The 14398-nt window shown below is 69.6% G+C and carries 12 protein-coding genes and 1 pseudogene; 6 read left to right on the top strand and 7 right to left on the bottom strand.

Annotated elements, in window-relative coordinates:
* Positions 1 to 61: 61 nt before the first annotated feature.
* The 3 genes and pseudogenes from AB0G15_RS26925 to AB0G15_RS26915 form a co-directional block, all read right to left on the bottom strand.
* Positions 62 to 1126, bottom strand: coding sequence for a pentapeptide repeat-containing protein (locus AB0G15_RS26925; protein WP_362845017.1), 1065 nt, complete (start codon positions 1124 to 1126; stop codon positions 62 to 64).
* A 326-nt stretch (positions 1127 to 1452) separates the two neighbouring features.
* A complete protein-coding gene (locus AB0G15_RS26920; RefSeq protein WP_362845014.1) occupies positions 1453 to 3603 on the bottom strand; it encodes a hypothetical protein in 2151 nt (716 codons plus the stop codon).
* 92 nt (positions 3604 to 3695) lie between these two features.
* Positions 3696 to 4154 (bottom strand): annotated as a pseudogene (locus AB0G15_RS26915) (IS5 family transposase); the annotation flags it as partial.
* Between the two features lie 112 nt (positions 4155 to 4266).
* Here AB0G15_RS26915 and AB0G15_RS26910 point away from each other — a divergent pair.
* Together AB0G15_RS26910 and AB0G15_RS26905 are read left to right on the top strand one after the other, a co-directional pair.
* Positions 4267 to 4500 (top strand): hypothetical protein, encoded by a 234-nt coding sequence (locus AB0G15_RS26910; protein ID WP_362845011.1) that lies wholly within the window; start codon positions 4267 to 4269, stop codon positions 4498 to 4500.
* Between the two features lie 728 nt (positions 4501 to 5228).
* A complete protein-coding gene (locus AB0G15_RS26905; protein WP_362845102.1) occupies positions 5229 to 5306 on the top strand; it encodes a hypothetical protein in 78 nt (25 codons plus the stop codon).
* 73 nt (positions 5307 to 5379) lie between these two features.
* Here the strand turns inward: AB0G15_RS26905 and AB0G15_RS26900 are convergent, their stop codons facing one another.
* Positions 5380 to 5838, bottom strand: coding sequence for a hypothetical protein (locus AB0G15_RS26900; RefSeq protein ID WP_362845008.1), 459 nt, complete (start codon positions 5836 to 5838; stop codon positions 5380 to 5382).
* Positions 5839 to 6072: 234 nt separating this feature from the next.
* On the opposite strand from AB0G15_RS26900, the gene AB0G15_RS26895 reads away from it, so the two are divergent.
* The 3 genes from AB0G15_RS26895 (at position 6073) to AB0G15_RS26885 (ending at position 8168) form a co-directional block, all read left to right on the top strand.
* Positions 6073 to 6969: a DUF692 domain-containing protein gene (locus tag AB0G15_RS26895; protein ID WP_362845006.1), complete on the top strand. Its 897-nt coding sequence runs from the start codon at positions 6073 to 6075 to the stop codon at positions 6967 to 6969.
* A complete protein-coding gene (locus AB0G15_RS26890) occupies positions 6969 to 7739 on the top strand; it encodes a hypothetical protein (protein WP_362845003.1) in 771 nt (256 codons plus the stop codon). The genes AB0G15_RS26895 and AB0G15_RS26890 overlap by 1 nt, the downstream gene beginning before the upstream one ends.
* A gap of 291 nt (positions 7740 to 8030) precedes the next feature.
* Entirely contained in the window at positions 8031 to 8168 is a 138-nt protein-coding gene (locus AB0G15_RS26885; protein WP_362845001.1) for a hypothetical protein, read from the top strand.
* Between the two features lie 184 nt (positions 8169 to 8352).
* Here AB0G15_RS26885 and AB0G15_RS26880 read toward each other — a convergent pair whose 3' ends face one another.
* The 3 genes from AB0G15_RS26880 to AB0G15_RS26870 form a co-directional block, all read right to left on the bottom strand.
* A complete protein-coding gene (locus tag AB0G15_RS26880) occupies positions 8353 to 10287 on the bottom strand; it encodes an alpha/beta hydrolase (protein ID WP_362844998.1) in 1935 nt (644 codons plus the stop codon).
* Positions 10288 to 10546: 259 nt separating this feature from the next.
* The gene (locus AB0G15_RS26875; RefSeq protein ID WP_362844996.1) at positions 10547 to 11212 is read right to left on the bottom strand and encodes a response regulator transcription factor; all 666 of its coding nucleotides are present in this window, start codon (positions 11210 to 11212) and stop codon (positions 10547 to 10549) included.
* Entirely contained in the window at positions 11209 to 12723 is a 1515-nt protein-coding gene (locus tag AB0G15_RS26870; RefSeq protein ID WP_362844993.1) for a histidine kinase, read from the bottom strand. The genes AB0G15_RS26875 and AB0G15_RS26870 overlap by 4 nt, the downstream gene beginning before the upstream one ends.
* Positions 12724 to 13055: 332 nt before the next feature.
* Between AB0G15_RS26870 and AB0G15_RS26865 the strand changes: the two genes are divergently transcribed.
* Positions 13056 to 14378 carry a glycoside hydrolase family 6 protein gene (locus AB0G15_RS26865; RefSeq protein ID WP_362844991.1) on the top strand — a complete coding sequence of 441 codons (1323 nt, stop codon included), beginning with the start codon at positions 13056 to 13058 and terminating at the stop codon, positions 14376 to 14378.
* Positions 14379 to 14398 lie beyond the last annotated feature (20 nt).

Here is a 14398-nt window from a genome sequence, read left to right as displayed (position 1 = left end):
CGGCCGGGCCGCTCGGAACGCTGTCGAAGTGCCGAGCATCGGTGTAACTGCCTGAAACTACTCAGGGTGCCGGACCAAAAAGGGTACTCGCATTCGTTACAGCCATCGCACGTACTATTTCTTCTGATAGGCCAAGACTCCCGCGTAGGTCTGCATTGCTCAAATCCGCGCCGGCCAGATCCGCGCCGCTTAAGTTCGCGCGCCTTAGGTTCGCCCAGCTCAGATGTGCGCCGTTCAAATCCGCATCTCTTAAGTCCGCATAACTCAGATCTGCACTGCTCAGGTTTGTGCAACGCAAGCCTGCGCAGCTCAGATCTGCGCCGATCAATTTTGCGCTGGTTAGGTTCGCGCTGATTAGATTCGCGCCACGCAGATCTGTAGAGTTCAAGTTCGCTCGGGGCAGATCGACGCCTTTGATGCGCACTTCTCTTAGATTGAATCCGGTTCGTCCGATGCGTGTCTCCCTCAGATCGATTCCGGCTAGAGGGTCGGAGTATGGGCCATATGGGTAACTTAGTTTTCTGCGGCCGAAAACCGTTAGCGCCGCTTGAACGTCGGTTGCGGGCTCTCCCGGAAGTTGGGCCGCGGGTTTAGGGTCATGCTGTCGGACGAAAGCAGTGAGCACATCATAGATAGTGTGGTGGTCTCGCGGAGAATCTTTCGCCAGGCGCTCCAACGCGTAGATGCCGCCTAAGCGGACATCGTCCTTGCTGGAGCCGAGCTGTTCAACGGCTTTGGTATACCGGTCGGTGATCTGTCCTTGCTCAGCGATGATCTGAGCTTGGCGCGAAGTTTCGAGGCTCTGGGCGGTGTACCACAGCCCCTGGGCGGTGAACACGACGCCACCGATCACTACCAGGCCGGTCGCAGCTTGGATCAGCGTGTGGCGGGCGGCATTGATCGCCTCGACGCGTTCGTGCGCCGACAGCTCGCGCCGGTCTTCCTCGGTCAGTGGGCGTTGCTCCCCGGCCAGTCGACGCGCTCCTGGGCCGAGCAGGAGCGTGAGCATCAGCGAGACGACTCCCGTCAGCGCGATGCCGAAGCAGACCCAGCGCACCCAGTCCGGCGCCGCCACGTTCAGTGCCACCATCCCCAAGGCGGCAGACACACACAGGATGGCGATCACTACGAGGATCCAGAGCCGCCGTTTTCTTGGTTGGGACGCGGCCGACTCGGGTTCCCCGGGCGTCGGGGATTCCTCGACGCCCAAGGGTTCTGGTTCAGGTGCTTGAGGGCGGGATCGCATCAGCTGTGCCACTGCGGCCCCGAGAGTTACGCCTACTAGCGCCCGCTTCACCCACTTGTCCGGCATACCGCTATTCCACCTGTCGGCGCCGTCCGACGGGGAGCGAATCAGCCAGGAAGTCACCTATTGGAATCAAGTCGTGCTGTCGGAGTCACTGGCCGGGAGGCGTCAGCTTGATCCAAGCGATGTGGGGGGGTTGTTCGGGTTCAGGGGGCATTTTCAGGGTTTGGCAGTATGGCTGCGCTGCTTGACTCACTGCTCAATGGTGAAGCGAGGTGGTCTTGGAGTTCAGCGTGGCGGAACTGGTAGATCGGCCCGATGGTGCGAAGCAGCCCGAGACGGTGAGCGTCGTCAAGAAAAATCATTAGCCTGCGGGGCAGGCGCTTATTCTTGGCCAACCGTCGAACGGCGATTAAGTAGACCAGCCAAGCATGGTGATTTCCGGAAATGATTCCAAACACGAACCCAAACGTAAGTGCGGCCGCGAGCCCTTTCATAAGCCCAACCGCACCCCCGGCAGCAACCCCAGTCGCAAACCCGAAGGTTATGACTCGTAGCAATGTCAGGGTTCTGTCGGCTTTCCAGCTCGTTAGTGGTGTAGTCGCGATCGTGGAGGACGCTGGCTGTTCGGCCCAACTGATCACCGCGTCTACAGAACTGATCAAGAGTCCGCTCGCGAGCCCGAGCCCGAGCCCAAACCCGAGCCCGAGTCCGAACCCGCCTACGAGTCCAAATTCGTCTCTTAGCCTGAACCCGAATAGGATCCCGAACCCGAGCCCGGCTACTAGTCCGATTGTGAGCCCGAACGAGCGCGCGCTTTGCACATATTTGATGAGGTCGATTGTCCTTCCTGAGAGATGTAAATCAATGTATCCGGGAATTTCAGTGAACCATGTATCGACCGCGAGTATGACTCCGCCCGCGAGCCCGAAGACCAGTCCGAACGTGAGCCCGAAGACCAGCCCGAACGCGAGCCCGAAGACCAGCCCGAACGTGAGCCCGATCGCGATCCCGGCCTGCCATGCAAAGCGGCGTCGTTCGGAATGGGAGATGGTGTGCTGAGCGAGTTGCCACCAAGCCAGGTCGTAGGTGTTGTGGTCGCGCAGCACACGGGCGAGGTAGGTCAGACAGTCACGAGCGTGGTCGGAGTTCCAGCGAGTGCGGGGCCGAAAGTGTTCGGCGGGGTCACTGCTGGGAGGCCGCCCGTCGATGACGGCGGTGATGAGGTGGTCGAACAGATGAGCGCGCAGCGTCGCCTCCTGCTGCGCTAGGGGGGCGGGGTCGGTGGTGGAGGTGATGTAGACGGTGCGAATCAGCCACAATCCCAGTGCGGTTTCCGCCAGTCGGCTCAAGCCCGGGCAGGAACCGTCGTGTAGCGCGGCCCAAAACTGGTTCCAGTCATGGCGGGGTACCGGCGGCAGGCTGGTGCGCAGGTAAGATTCGGCGCTGATGGGGGTGATGACAGCCGGCGCGATGACCGCGGCGGCGGTCAGCACGTCTCCGGCCTGCTCGGTCGCGGCGGCGTACTCGATGGTGCGGCTGGTGAGGATGAAGGAATCGCCCTTGCCTAGCCACCGGTTCAAGGCCGCGATCACCGTGATGCGGGCTGGTGGAGGGATCTCGTCCAGGCCGTCAAGGATAGGCAGGATGTGGCCGTGATCGAGAAGGGCTTTTGCGGTGCCTGTTCCGAACTGCGGAGCAGTCAGCGCCGGATAGTCCAGGGGCAGCCGGACGGCGAGCCAGTCGTGCAGCCGCGGGTGGGCACTGGTGTCCCAGCCATTGACCGGTACCAGCACCGGTACCGGGTCGGCCGCATCACGGTCCGGGCTTACCAGGTGTAGCAGCAGCTGGATGGCTAATGTGGTCTTGCCGGTCCCTGGACCGCCGGTGATGACCAGCCGTCGGCGCCGCAACTTCCGAAAAGCCTGAGCGAGCTTGGGGATTTGACCGTTGGAGCCGCGAAACGTTAACAGGTGCTCGCCGACCAGGCGCGGATGGTCCATTAAGCCCGCGTCGTCGACCAGGTGCCAGGAGATCGGGATCGGTTCGGGATCGTCCAGGGACCGGATACTCGCTTCGGTGCGCCACTGCTGGGCCACCAGGGTGGTCAGCGCCTTTTTGGCCGCAGCGATGGTTTCTTCGGGGTCTGCAGGTGTCGAAGTCGGCAGGACACGGCGGTCGACGAACATTCCGTAGAGCGTCGCAGCTAGACCGCTCAAGCCGATGAATACGCCCACCACGCTGGCTGTCTGATCAGCCTTCTCCAGGTCGCCCAGGGTGAGCAGATAGAGACCCAGCCCCCCTAATGCGGCGATGCACACGATGGGGCCGATCCATTTTAGAAAGCGTCCCGACATAACCTCATCGTGGCGTAACGAATACGTCGCGGGAGGCGATTGGATGCAAGGTTGATCCGAACGTTGCAGGGGCGAGTGCCGCTTTAGAGCTGCTAACACAATGAGTTGAGGCGGCGCCAGCAGATCAAGGCGCAGCCGAGGCTGAGGAAGGCTTCGTGGATGTCGTCGCGGACTTCCCAGCGGATGCGCAACCGGCGGAAGTGGTGCAGCAAGGCGAAGGCCTGTTCCACGACCCAGCGCTGTTTTCCCAGGCCAGAGCCGTGCTCGGTACCGCGTCGGGCGATCAGCGGGCGGATGTTCAGGGCGCGGACCTGCTTGCGGTACTTGTCGTGGTCGTAGCCGCGGTCGGCCAGGACGACGTCGGGCCGTCGGCGAGGCCGGTCACGCTTGCCACGCACGGGCGGGATGGCCTGCAGTAGCGGGATCAGCCGAGTGACGTCGTTGCGGTTGCCTCCGGTGAGGATGACGGTGAGCGGGATGCCGGTGGCGTCGGTGATCAGGTGGTGCTTGCTGCCGGACCGTCCTCGATCGACTGGGCTCGGGCCGGTCTGCGCCTCCTAATCAGAGTTATCGAGTCTGCTGTTGGGCAGATTCGAACCGGTAGCCGCCGGCGGGTGAGCACTTCGTACCCTTTAGCCCTTTTGGGAGCCCTGCTAAAAGATCGTGCTCCGCCCGGCGGCCGGCCGCTTCGACGAGGTGACCCTCGGCTTCTACGACGAGTACGCCGCCACGCTCAAGGGCGGCCGGAAGACGTCCGCGCCGAAGGCCGCCCCCGCGCGGGCCACGTCGGGCGACATGCAGGCCGCCCTGGAGGAAGTGCTCGCCGCCGCAGACAGGCCGCTGTGGGGGGCCGCGGTAACAGGGGGCGCGGCGTGGCCCCTGGCGTCCGTGAGCTGAGGTCGGCTCGGGGCGACGGTACTGATCGCACTGAGCCTTGGGCTGCTCGCGACGCTGGCGTGGAACGCAACGCTCACGAAGTGATCGCCGAAGTACCTCAGTCAACACGCATATTGGAGAGATCTTCAAGGGGGTGCCAGGGCTTGGCGTTATCTACCAACGATTGTCGTTACGCACCCAACTCACTATTATTCACCTAATGCGTCATATGTGTAAGACCCGGTAAATCTATAACTTCTGCGATAAATAAGGGCTGTTGCCCAAATTTACGCTGACGACCGCTTCCCGGACTGAAGACCCTGAGGAGGGATCGGTGGCGGGAAAATACCTGACGCCGGGTGATCTCGCGCTACGTGTAGGCGTGCCCCTCGGTACGGTCCACCCGTGGAATTCACGTGGGGGTGGTCCGCGCTTCATGAAGATTGGCAAGTACGTCCGTTACAAGATGGCGGATGTCACTGCGTGGGAAGAGTCCCAGTACGTGGATCAGGCGACCGGGTGACTTGGTGATGCTGGGCGGGTCGCTTCCAAGGGGATCTCACTGTGTGTGACCGGCGACTTCGCGGGCCAAACGCGGCCGGTCGGCGTTCGATCTTGCCTCTAGTTCTGCCCCAGTTCTGCCGGAGGGCGGCTACCAATGACAAATGATCACAAGTAACAGCAAGAGATTTCCCAGCTCAGAGGTGCAGTAACGACGAAGTCGTAGGGCAGCGAACTTCGACGCCAAGATCCTGGAGATCGGCGAGGGCACCAGCGAGGTCCAGCGGATGCTCATCGCCAGAGAGCTCGGCCTGAGCGGTCTCTGACCCGCCGATACACGGACAGGGGAGAGCGGGTCCGGCCACCGCCCGGCCGCGGTGGCCCGGTGCTCGAGATCCCCTACCCGCAGTTGCCGAAGGTTTTGCGGCCGCCGGTCGCCTCGGCGTAGTCCAGGCGTGTGTCCCGGGTGCTGCCCCAGTACGAGACGCACTTGCCGCGGGCCTTCACCTTGACCGGCCCGGCGTAGTACTTGAACTTGCCCGCGTCGGTCTTCGGCTTGCTGCCTTTCACCGTCAGGGTGGCGGTGGTGTAGGTGGCGGTCCGGTAGAAGGCGGTTTTGATGCTGACCACGCAGTTGTAACCGGTGCTGCGGTTGTACATGAGGTAGACGTGGCCGAAGGTGTCACGTCCGGACTTGAGAGGACGGACGCCGTCCTTCGCCCGGGTGAACCCCGCTCCGCAGAGGCCTTCGGGAGTGTAGGGGGCGGAGGCCGCGTACGCCGTGTATGCCGGATTGGCCGCGAGAATGCCGGCGGCCAGGGCCGTCACGGCGACGACCCTTGTAACGGACCCAGTCACTTGTCTCCCCTTCGACGGTGAGCCGCGGCGCGTGCCGCGGCGGATCAACCATTGATCTTGGCCCATCTCCCTGATTCCCGGCAATGGCGGACAGGCCTTCGCTTTGCGGAAGTTTGGCGTGGCGGCCCGGCGTGGCCCCGATCCCGCCGGGCAGGTTGCGGGGTACAGCCGTTGCGCGGTGCTCGTGAACATCAGGTGCTCGTGAACATCACTGTGAGGTGATGGGAGAACCACATGCTGACAGGGTTGCCCGCACTGGGGTCCGGCCTGGGACATCGCGTGGAACTGGCCGAGGCGATCGAGGCGCACGCCGGCCGGATCGACTGGCTGGAAGTGATCACCGAGCGTTACCTGTTCGCCCCGGCCGACGAGCGCGAGCGGCTGGAGGAGCTGGTCCGCCTGTTCCCGGTCGTGCCACACGGGGTGGAACTGTCCATCGGCTCGGAGCGGGAACCGGACGGGGCGTATGTGGAGGCGCTGGCCGCACTGGTGGCGGACATCGGCGCGCCGTGGTTCAGCGACCACCTGTGCTTCACCCGCACCGAAAGGGTCGACGTGGGGCTGCTGGTGCCGCTGCCGCGGACCCGGGAGGTCGCCCGGCGGCTGGGGCGCAGGGCGCGGCGGGTGCAGGAGGCGGTGGGCCGGCCGTTCCTGCTGGAGAACATCACCTACTACGTGGACCTGGCCACCCCGCTGACCGAGGCGCAGTTCATCACCGAGGTGATGGAGCACTGCGAGTGCGGCCTGCTGCTGGACCTGGCCAATCTCGACATCAACGCGCGCAACCACGGCTTCGACCCGCTGGGGTTCCTCGACGCCATCCCGCTCGAACGGGTCGTCCAGGTGCATCTGGCGGGCGGCGTCGGCGTCGACGGCGACGGCGACGGCGACGGTGGCCGGCTGTCCCTCGACAGCCACGGTGCCGCGATCCCGGACCGGGTGTGGGACCTGCTGGCGGAGCTGGTGTCGCGTACGCACGTCAACGCCACGCTGGTCGAACGCGACCAGAACTTCCCCGACGACTTCGGCGACCTGCTGGCCGAGATCGACCGCGCGCGAACCGTGCTGCGCTCCCGCACCGGAGGCTCGGACGGCGGGCGGGTGGCGGCGCGACCGGCGGGGGGCGCGTGATGGGCGTGCAGGACGCGCTCGCGGCGATGCTGACCTGCGAGGCGGAGTCCGCGCTGCTGCGCGAGGACCCGGTGAGACTGCAGCGCCGGTACGAGCTGAGCGACGCCGAGCTGGCCATGTTGAGCGGTGCCGCGCCCGACGGCTACCGGGTGACGCACGACGGCGTGCGGGGCAAGCTGCGGTCGGCGGTCGCCGCCTGCCTGCCGGACACGGTCGCCGAACTCACCGGCGGTCACCGTGCCCTGTGGGAGCAGTTCACCCGCGGCGCGCCATGCCGCCCGCAGCCGGTGGACCGGCCGTTCGGGATGGGGGAGTCCGAACGGCTGACGGCCTGGCTGGCGATCCACGCGGTACCGCGGCTGGCCGCCTACGCCCGTTACGAGCTGGCGCGCGCCGCGCTGGTCCACGACCGGGACGCCGCGCTGGCCGCCCGCGCCGCCGCCGTGGCGGGCTCGGACGGCCGGCCGCCGGCCGGGGCCCTCCGGCTGTCGGCCGCCGCCGGGGTCGGGACCTACACCCACGACGTCACCGCGGGGCCGCCGATCGGCGAGCTGCCCGCGGTGCGGACGCGAGTGCTGCTGCAGCGCCGCTGGCGGGCGCCCGTCGTGCGGGCCTACCGGATCGGTGAGGGCACCGCGATGCTGCTGGCCTGCTGTGACGGTACCCGCGACGCCGACCAGGTGATCGCCGAGGTGGGCGGTGACCGCGCTCGCGCCGCGGAGACACTCGCCGAGCTCGCACTGGCCGGTCTGGTGTGGTCACGATCCTGACCCGGACGCGCCGCCCCCCCGGGAGGGCCCGCACCCGCCTTCGCGGGATCGCGGCAGGCCGCCGCCCTCCCGCGGCGGGCGGCACCGGTCGCGAAGGGCCGCACCGGACGAGCCGTCCGCCCGGACCCCGGCCGCCGTCGCCGGCCCGCGACCGGGGCGCGACCCCTCGCGGGTGTCGCCACCGATCCTCCGCGCCCGGCGCACCCGGTGTGCCGTACGCGGGGAAACCGGCCCGGCATCGGGTCGTCGTCCCGCCCTGCCTCGGCAGGCGCTCCTGGAGGGAGAAACATCGTGAACGATGACATCACTCGCGAGGACAAGGCACCGGAGTTCGTTTTCGAGACGGTCACCGACGCCGACGGCCGGGAAAGCACGGACCGCTCGTGCTGCGGCGGCGGTCGCTGCGGCCGCGACGATCCCGACGGGTGAACCGGCCGCCTGAGACGGCAGGCCGGTGAAAGGGGGCGAGGGGGAGCAGGGGGAGTACGGCCGCTCGCGACCGCCCTTCCCCTCGCCTCCCGTCCCACCGGCACCGGCTACGGCGGTCGCTCCGAAGAGCGGCCCGGCCCCGTGAGGGGCCGGGCCGCTCTTCTCACGGGGCCGGGCCGGGGTGTCAGTGCGAGGGGATCGTCGCGGTGAAGCCGCGGCCCGCGAAGGTACCGGAGACGGCGGTGTCGTCCTCGGCCAGGAACGCCTTCCACGACAGCTCCAGCGCGTGCGATCCGCCGTCGCCGCCGGTGACGGTCAGCCGGGCCGTGGCGTCGCCGCCCAGCCGGACCTCGCCGTTCACCGTGAGGTCGCCGACGAAGCGGACGTCCCGCAGCCGGACGGTGCCCGCCTTGTCGTCGAACGTCAGCCGGCCGCCGCGCAGGCCCTCCCGCGTGGCCGGCAGCCAGAACGGGGACCTGAGAGGGTTGCGCCCGGCGGTCGCGTCGGTGGCGGTGGCGAAGGCGGCCGCGAGGATCCGCCGCTCCTTCGCGTCCAGGCCGGTGCCGCGTGCCGGGGGCACCTGCGCCACGGTCCGGGGGAAGGAGCCGAGGGCGCGGTAGTTCGCGTCGTCGCAGCGGGGCGTGTCGTCGAAGGCGGCCGGGTCGGCGAGGAAGGCGCGCGCCGCGCCGCGGACGCACTCGTTCACCTGGGCGCCCGTGGTGAGGTTGTGGCCGGCGAAGCGCACCCGGGCGAAGGTGGAGTCCGGGAAGCGCCGGGTCACCGCGGCCGCCTCCGCCGGGGTGGTCGAGTCGAAGTCGCCGCCCAGGGTCAGGACCGGCACCCGGGGGTACCCGGCGCCCGGCGGCACCGGCGGGCTGGTGCGGGGAGTCGGCCAGTCGACGCAGGAGTCCTGCATGCCGGCGGGAGGCCCGCCCAGCTCGGCGACGGTGAACGGCCTGAACGGGCGTTCCTCGTCGTAGTGGCGGTCCATCTGGCGCCGCCGCTCGTCCGCCGGTGCGGCGCGCTCGAACGGGAAGGCGCTGTCGGCGCACACGTAGGAGAGCAGGCCCGCCAGCTCCGGCGCGCGCAGCGGCTGGCCCGGTGCCCCGTCGACCATCCGCACGAGGCGGCGCAGCGGGAGCGGGTCGCCGTCCAGGTAGGCGGCGACGGCCGCGCCGGCCTCGCGGCCGGCCACCGGGATGAAGAGGAAGTCCGGCAGGCGCGCGAGCGACGACAACCGGATCTCCGGATCGGGGTGGGCGCGCAGCTGCCGTACCAGCTTCGAGAAGGCGCCGGAGGGATCGCCCGGCAGGCGCCGGCAGGCGCGTGAGGGGTCGCAGGCCACGTCGAGCAGGTCGGCGCGCTTGCGGATGCGCTCGGCCACGTAGCCGTCCTCACCCGTGGGCACCACGCTGTCGAGCAGCACCCCGGAGAGGGTGCCCGGGTGGCGGGTGGCGTACGCCTGGGCGAACAGGGTGCCGTACGAGATGCCGTAGAACGTCACCTTCGGCACGCCCAGGGCGTCGCGGACGGCGTTCATGTCGGTGACGGCCTGGTCGGCGGTGAAGAACCGGCTACGAGGGCCGAGGCGGGCGGCGCAGGCTCTGACGGTCTCCCGGACTGTCAGGTCGAGCCCCGGGCAGAGCAGCGGGGCGGGCTTCCCCAGCCCGCGCGGCTCGACCACCAGCAGGTTGTGCCGGTCGAGCACCGGTCCCAGGCTCTCGGCCAGGGACGGCACCGCGGGGAGCGCCGACAGCGGCCCGCCCGGATTGGCCAGCACGGTCCCGGAGGCCGGGCGGGAGGTGTCCTTCCTGGGCAGCCAGGCGAACGCCACCGCGATCCGCTCCGAGTCCGGGTCGCCCCAGTCGAGCGGAACCCGTATCTCCCCGTCGCAGCGGGTCTTCGCGGAGGCGCACGGATGCCGGAACCCGCCCGCGCCCCTCCCGGCCTCTCCGCCCGCCTTCCCCGCCCCGGCCCGCGTGGCGGCGGAGGACGTGTCGTGGCCGCGGGCGGCGGCGTTCGGGGCGGTGAGGAGCGAGAGGAGAAGCGTCCCGCAGGTTCCCGCCGTGACGAGCGCCGTCGCGGTCCGGCGTGTGATGGATCGCTGGTTTCCGTTCATGTTCCCAGGCTCGTCCACGACCGGGCCCCGTCCCTCGCCGCGAGGAACGGTTTCCCGCCTGGGAACCGGGCACCGGTCGCGCCCCCGTCTGGGAGCACGGTCCCAGACGGGCCGGGGAGCCGGACGGGAGCCGGGCGGTGCCCGGGAGGGGCGGCCGTCACAGCCCGGGAGGGGTGCCGGAGAGGACATCCGGTGTGCCGGGGAGGGGTCAGCCGGTGGTGCCCGGGGCGATGACAGCGCCGGGGCAGGCGCGCAGGGGTCAGCCGGTGGTGCCCGGGGTGACGAAGCCCGCCTCGTAGGCGACGACCACGGCCTGGGCGCGGTCGCGGACGCCGAGTTTGGCGAACAGGCTGGTCACGTGGTTCTTCACGGTGGAGGCCGCCACGTCGAGCGTTTCGGCGATCTCCGGGTTCGACCGCCCGTGCGCGATGAGGACCAGCACCTCCCGCTCGCGGCCGGTCAGACCGGCGAGCTCCGGCGGCATCGTCGCGGGCCGGGGCCGTACGGCGCGGACGAAGGTGCCGATCAGCCGGGTCAGCAGCCGCGGCGCGACGACCGAGTCGCCGCGGTGCACCACCCGCACCCCCTCCAGCAGTTCCTCGGGGGAGACGTCCTTGGGCAGGAAGCCCGAGGCCCCGGCGCGCAGGGCGTCGACGACGTACTCGTCCAGGTCGAAGGTGCTCAGCGCGAGCACGCGCACGCCGGGCAGCTCGGCGGTGATCCGCCCGGTGGCGGTGACGCCGTCGGCCTCCGGCATGTGCAGGTCCATCAGCACCACGTCGGGCAGCAGGTCGCGGGCGAGGGCGAGCGCCTCCTCGCCGTCGCCCGCCTCTCCCACCACGGAGAGGTCGTCCTGGGCGTTCAGGATCATCCGGAAGCCGGAGCGCACCAGCGCTTGGTCGTCGACGACCAGCACCCTGATCATGTCTTTCCCTCCCGCTCTGCCGGTTTTCGCCCGGTGGGTTCGGGCCCCGTGGGTTCCCGTCCGGGTTCTTCCTGTCCGGTCGCTTCCCGTTCCGCCGCTTCCCTTCCGACAGGCCTGCCCGCGACCGGTGGACGGCCGGCCGCCTCCTGCTCGGCCGGTCTCTCGCCGGCGTCTCCCCGTCCGTCCGTTCCCAGCACCGGGAGGGGCAACCGCGCGTGGACCCGGAAACCCCCGCCGGGCAGGGGACCCGTCTCCAGCCGCCCACCGCAGAGTGCCACACGTTCGGCCATGCCGCCCAGCCCGAAACCTCCGCCGGAGTGGCCTTCGTACTTCTTCCCGGCAGCGGCCGTCCCGGGCCCCTCGTCGGCCACCTCCACCTCGACCGCGGCGGGCCCGTACTCGACCCGCACCCTCACCGGGACGTTTCCGGCGTGCTTGCGCGCGTTGGTCAGCGACTCCTGGACGATGCGGTAGACGGCGTGGTCGACCGCGGCGGGCAGCCTGCCCGGGGTGCCGGTCACCTCCAGGACGGCGGGCTGGTCCGCCTCGCGGGCCCGGCCGACCAGCGAGGGCAGGGCCGAGGCCCCGCGGGCGGGAGAGCCCGTCCCACCGGGACGCCCCGCCCCACCGGAAGAGCCCGTCCCACCGGGAGGACCCGCCTCGCCGGGGAGGCCGGTTCCCGCGCCGGTGGGGGAGCCGCCGTCCACGGGGGCGGCCCCAGGGCCTGCCGGGTCGTCCGCCCGGTCGGCACGCAGCACGTGCAGCAACTGCCGCATCTCCGCCATCGCCTCCCGCCCGGCGCGCTCGGCGCTGAGCAGGGCGGCCTGCGCCCCGGCGGGATCGCGGGCCATGGTCGTGCGCGCCGCCCCCATCAGGACCTGCATCGTGCTGATGTTGTGGGCGACCACGTCGTGCAGCTCGCGGGAGATGTGGCGGCGCTCGGCCCGTACGATCTCCTCGGCGAGTTCGGCCTGCCTCCTGCGGGCGGTCTCCCGGCGCAGCCACACCAGCCTGCCCAGCCCGACGAGCAGCAGCGGGACGAACACCCCGAGGGAGCCGGAGTCCTGGCGTCCGGCTCCGGTGGCGAGCTGGACGGCCGTCGACACCGCCGGGTAGAACAGGCCCACCGCCACGGCCGCGACCCAGGCGTGCAGGGCCACGCCGTACCTGCCCGCCGCGTACAGGGCCAGCATCGCCTGCAGGCCGTACCCCTGCCAGCCCGTCGACACGACGATCACACAGTCGCAGACCACGGTGACGGCCACGACGCCGATCGGCCGGCGCCGCCACCACACCAGGGCCGCCGACGAGACGGTGAAGAACGCGAATGTCAAAAGGGGGAGCTCTCGCGTGCCGAACCTGTCCTGGAGGACGCTCAGGGTGACGTACACCGCCCACACGCCCAGCGCGAGAAGCACGTCGGCGACGCGCGAACGCCTCGCCGCGGACCATCTCTCCCCGGGTGAGGGGAGCCTGCCCGCGAACCACGCCCCCACCGTCGTCCTGCCCATGGCAGACCAGGGTTCCAGACCGCGGGCCTTCGGGCCACGGCCTCGGGGACGGTCTCCAGGACGGCCTCCGGGACCACGGGCCCGGGACACGGGGCCCCGGGGCGGCTTCGGCCGGGCCGCCGCCGCTCCGCGGGCTCTTCCCCGCCGATCGACGGGATCGGCGTGCCACGTGCCGGGAGGGGACCGAGGCGGTGAAACTTTCAACGCACGCCAGGGTGTTCGCACAGGTCAGCGTGTAACGGTGTGAGGCGGCGCCTGTGCCCCCTACGTCAGGGAAGGGTGCGCCACCTATGGTGGGAGCGCTCCCATGCCTCCCTCGAAGGAGCCGTTCCATGCCAAGAAGGTCGATCCTGGCCACGCTCTGCGCGGCGCTGGTGATCGTGTCAGGTGCCGCGGTCGCCGCCGCCTCCGGCGCGTCCGCCGCCGACTCCCCGTTCTACGTCGATCCCGAGACCAGCGCCGCCAAGTGGGTCGCGGCCAACCCCGGGGACTCCAGGGCGCCGGTCATCCGCGACCGGATCGCCGCCGTGCCGCAGGCCCGGTGGTTCACCACCACCAACACCTCCGCCGTGCGCGGGCAGGTGTCGGCGTTCGTCGGAGCGGCGCAGGGAGCGGGCAAGATCCCCATCCTCGTCGTCTACAACATCCCCAACCGCGACTGCAGCGGCGCGAGCACGGGCGGCGCGCCCAACCACACGGCCTACCGGCAGTGGATCGACGAGGTGGCCGCCGGTCTCCAGGGACGCCCGGCGTCGATCATCCTGGAGCCCGACGTGCTCCCGATCATGACCAACTGCATGAACTCCTCCCAGCAGCAGGAGACCAACGCCTCCATGGCGTACGCCGGCAAGAAGCTGAGGGCCGCCTCGTCCTCGGCCAAGGTCTACTTCGACATCGGGCACTCGGGATGGCTGTCACCGTCGGAGGCCGGCGCCCGCCTGAGGGCCGCGGACGTGGCGAACAGCGCCGACGGCATATCCCTGAACGTCTCCAACTACCGGTGGAGCTCCACCGAGATCGCGTACGCCAAGAACGTCATCTCCGCCACCGGCGTCTCCCGGCTCCGCGCGGTGATCGACACCAGCCGCAACGGCAACGGCCCGCAGGGCAGCGAGTGGTGTGACCCGGGCGGCCGGGCGATCGGCACGCCGAGCACCAACGCCACCGGCGACTCGATGATCGACGCCTTCCTGTGGATCAAGCTGCCGGGCGAGGCCGACGGCTGCATCGCCGGGGCCGGGCAGTTCGTCCCGCAGCGCGCCTACGAGCTGGCCATGGCGGCCCCGCCCGTCACCCCGAATCCCACGCCCACCGTGACCCCGACCGTGACCCCGACGCCGGGCGTGGGCAAGGCCTGCACGGCCTCCTACAAGGTGGCCGGCTCCTGGCAGGGCGGCTTCCAGGCCGACGTGTCCGTGCAGAGCACCGGCACCGCGGCCCTCTCGGGCTGGACGGTGAGCTGGTCCTTCCCCAACGGCCAGAGCATCACCCAGCTCTGGAACGGGCAGCACACCCAGAGCGGTGCGAGCGTCTCGGTGCGGAACGTGTCGCACAACGGCAACCTCTCCCCGGGCGCCTCGGCGTCCTTCGGGTTCACCGGTAACTGGTCGGGCAGCAACGGTGCGCCCTCCTCGGTCAGCTGCACCGCCGCCTGACCCGGCGGTGCGGCCGTGAT

This window comes from Streptosporangium sp. NPDC023825, from assembly GCF_040639575.1.
Lineage (GTDB): Bacteria > Actinomycetota > Actinomycetes > Streptosporangiales > Streptosporangiaceae > Streptosporangium.
Note: the sequence above shows the minus strand (reverse complement) of the source record. Positions and strands in the feature narration are given on the sequence as shown.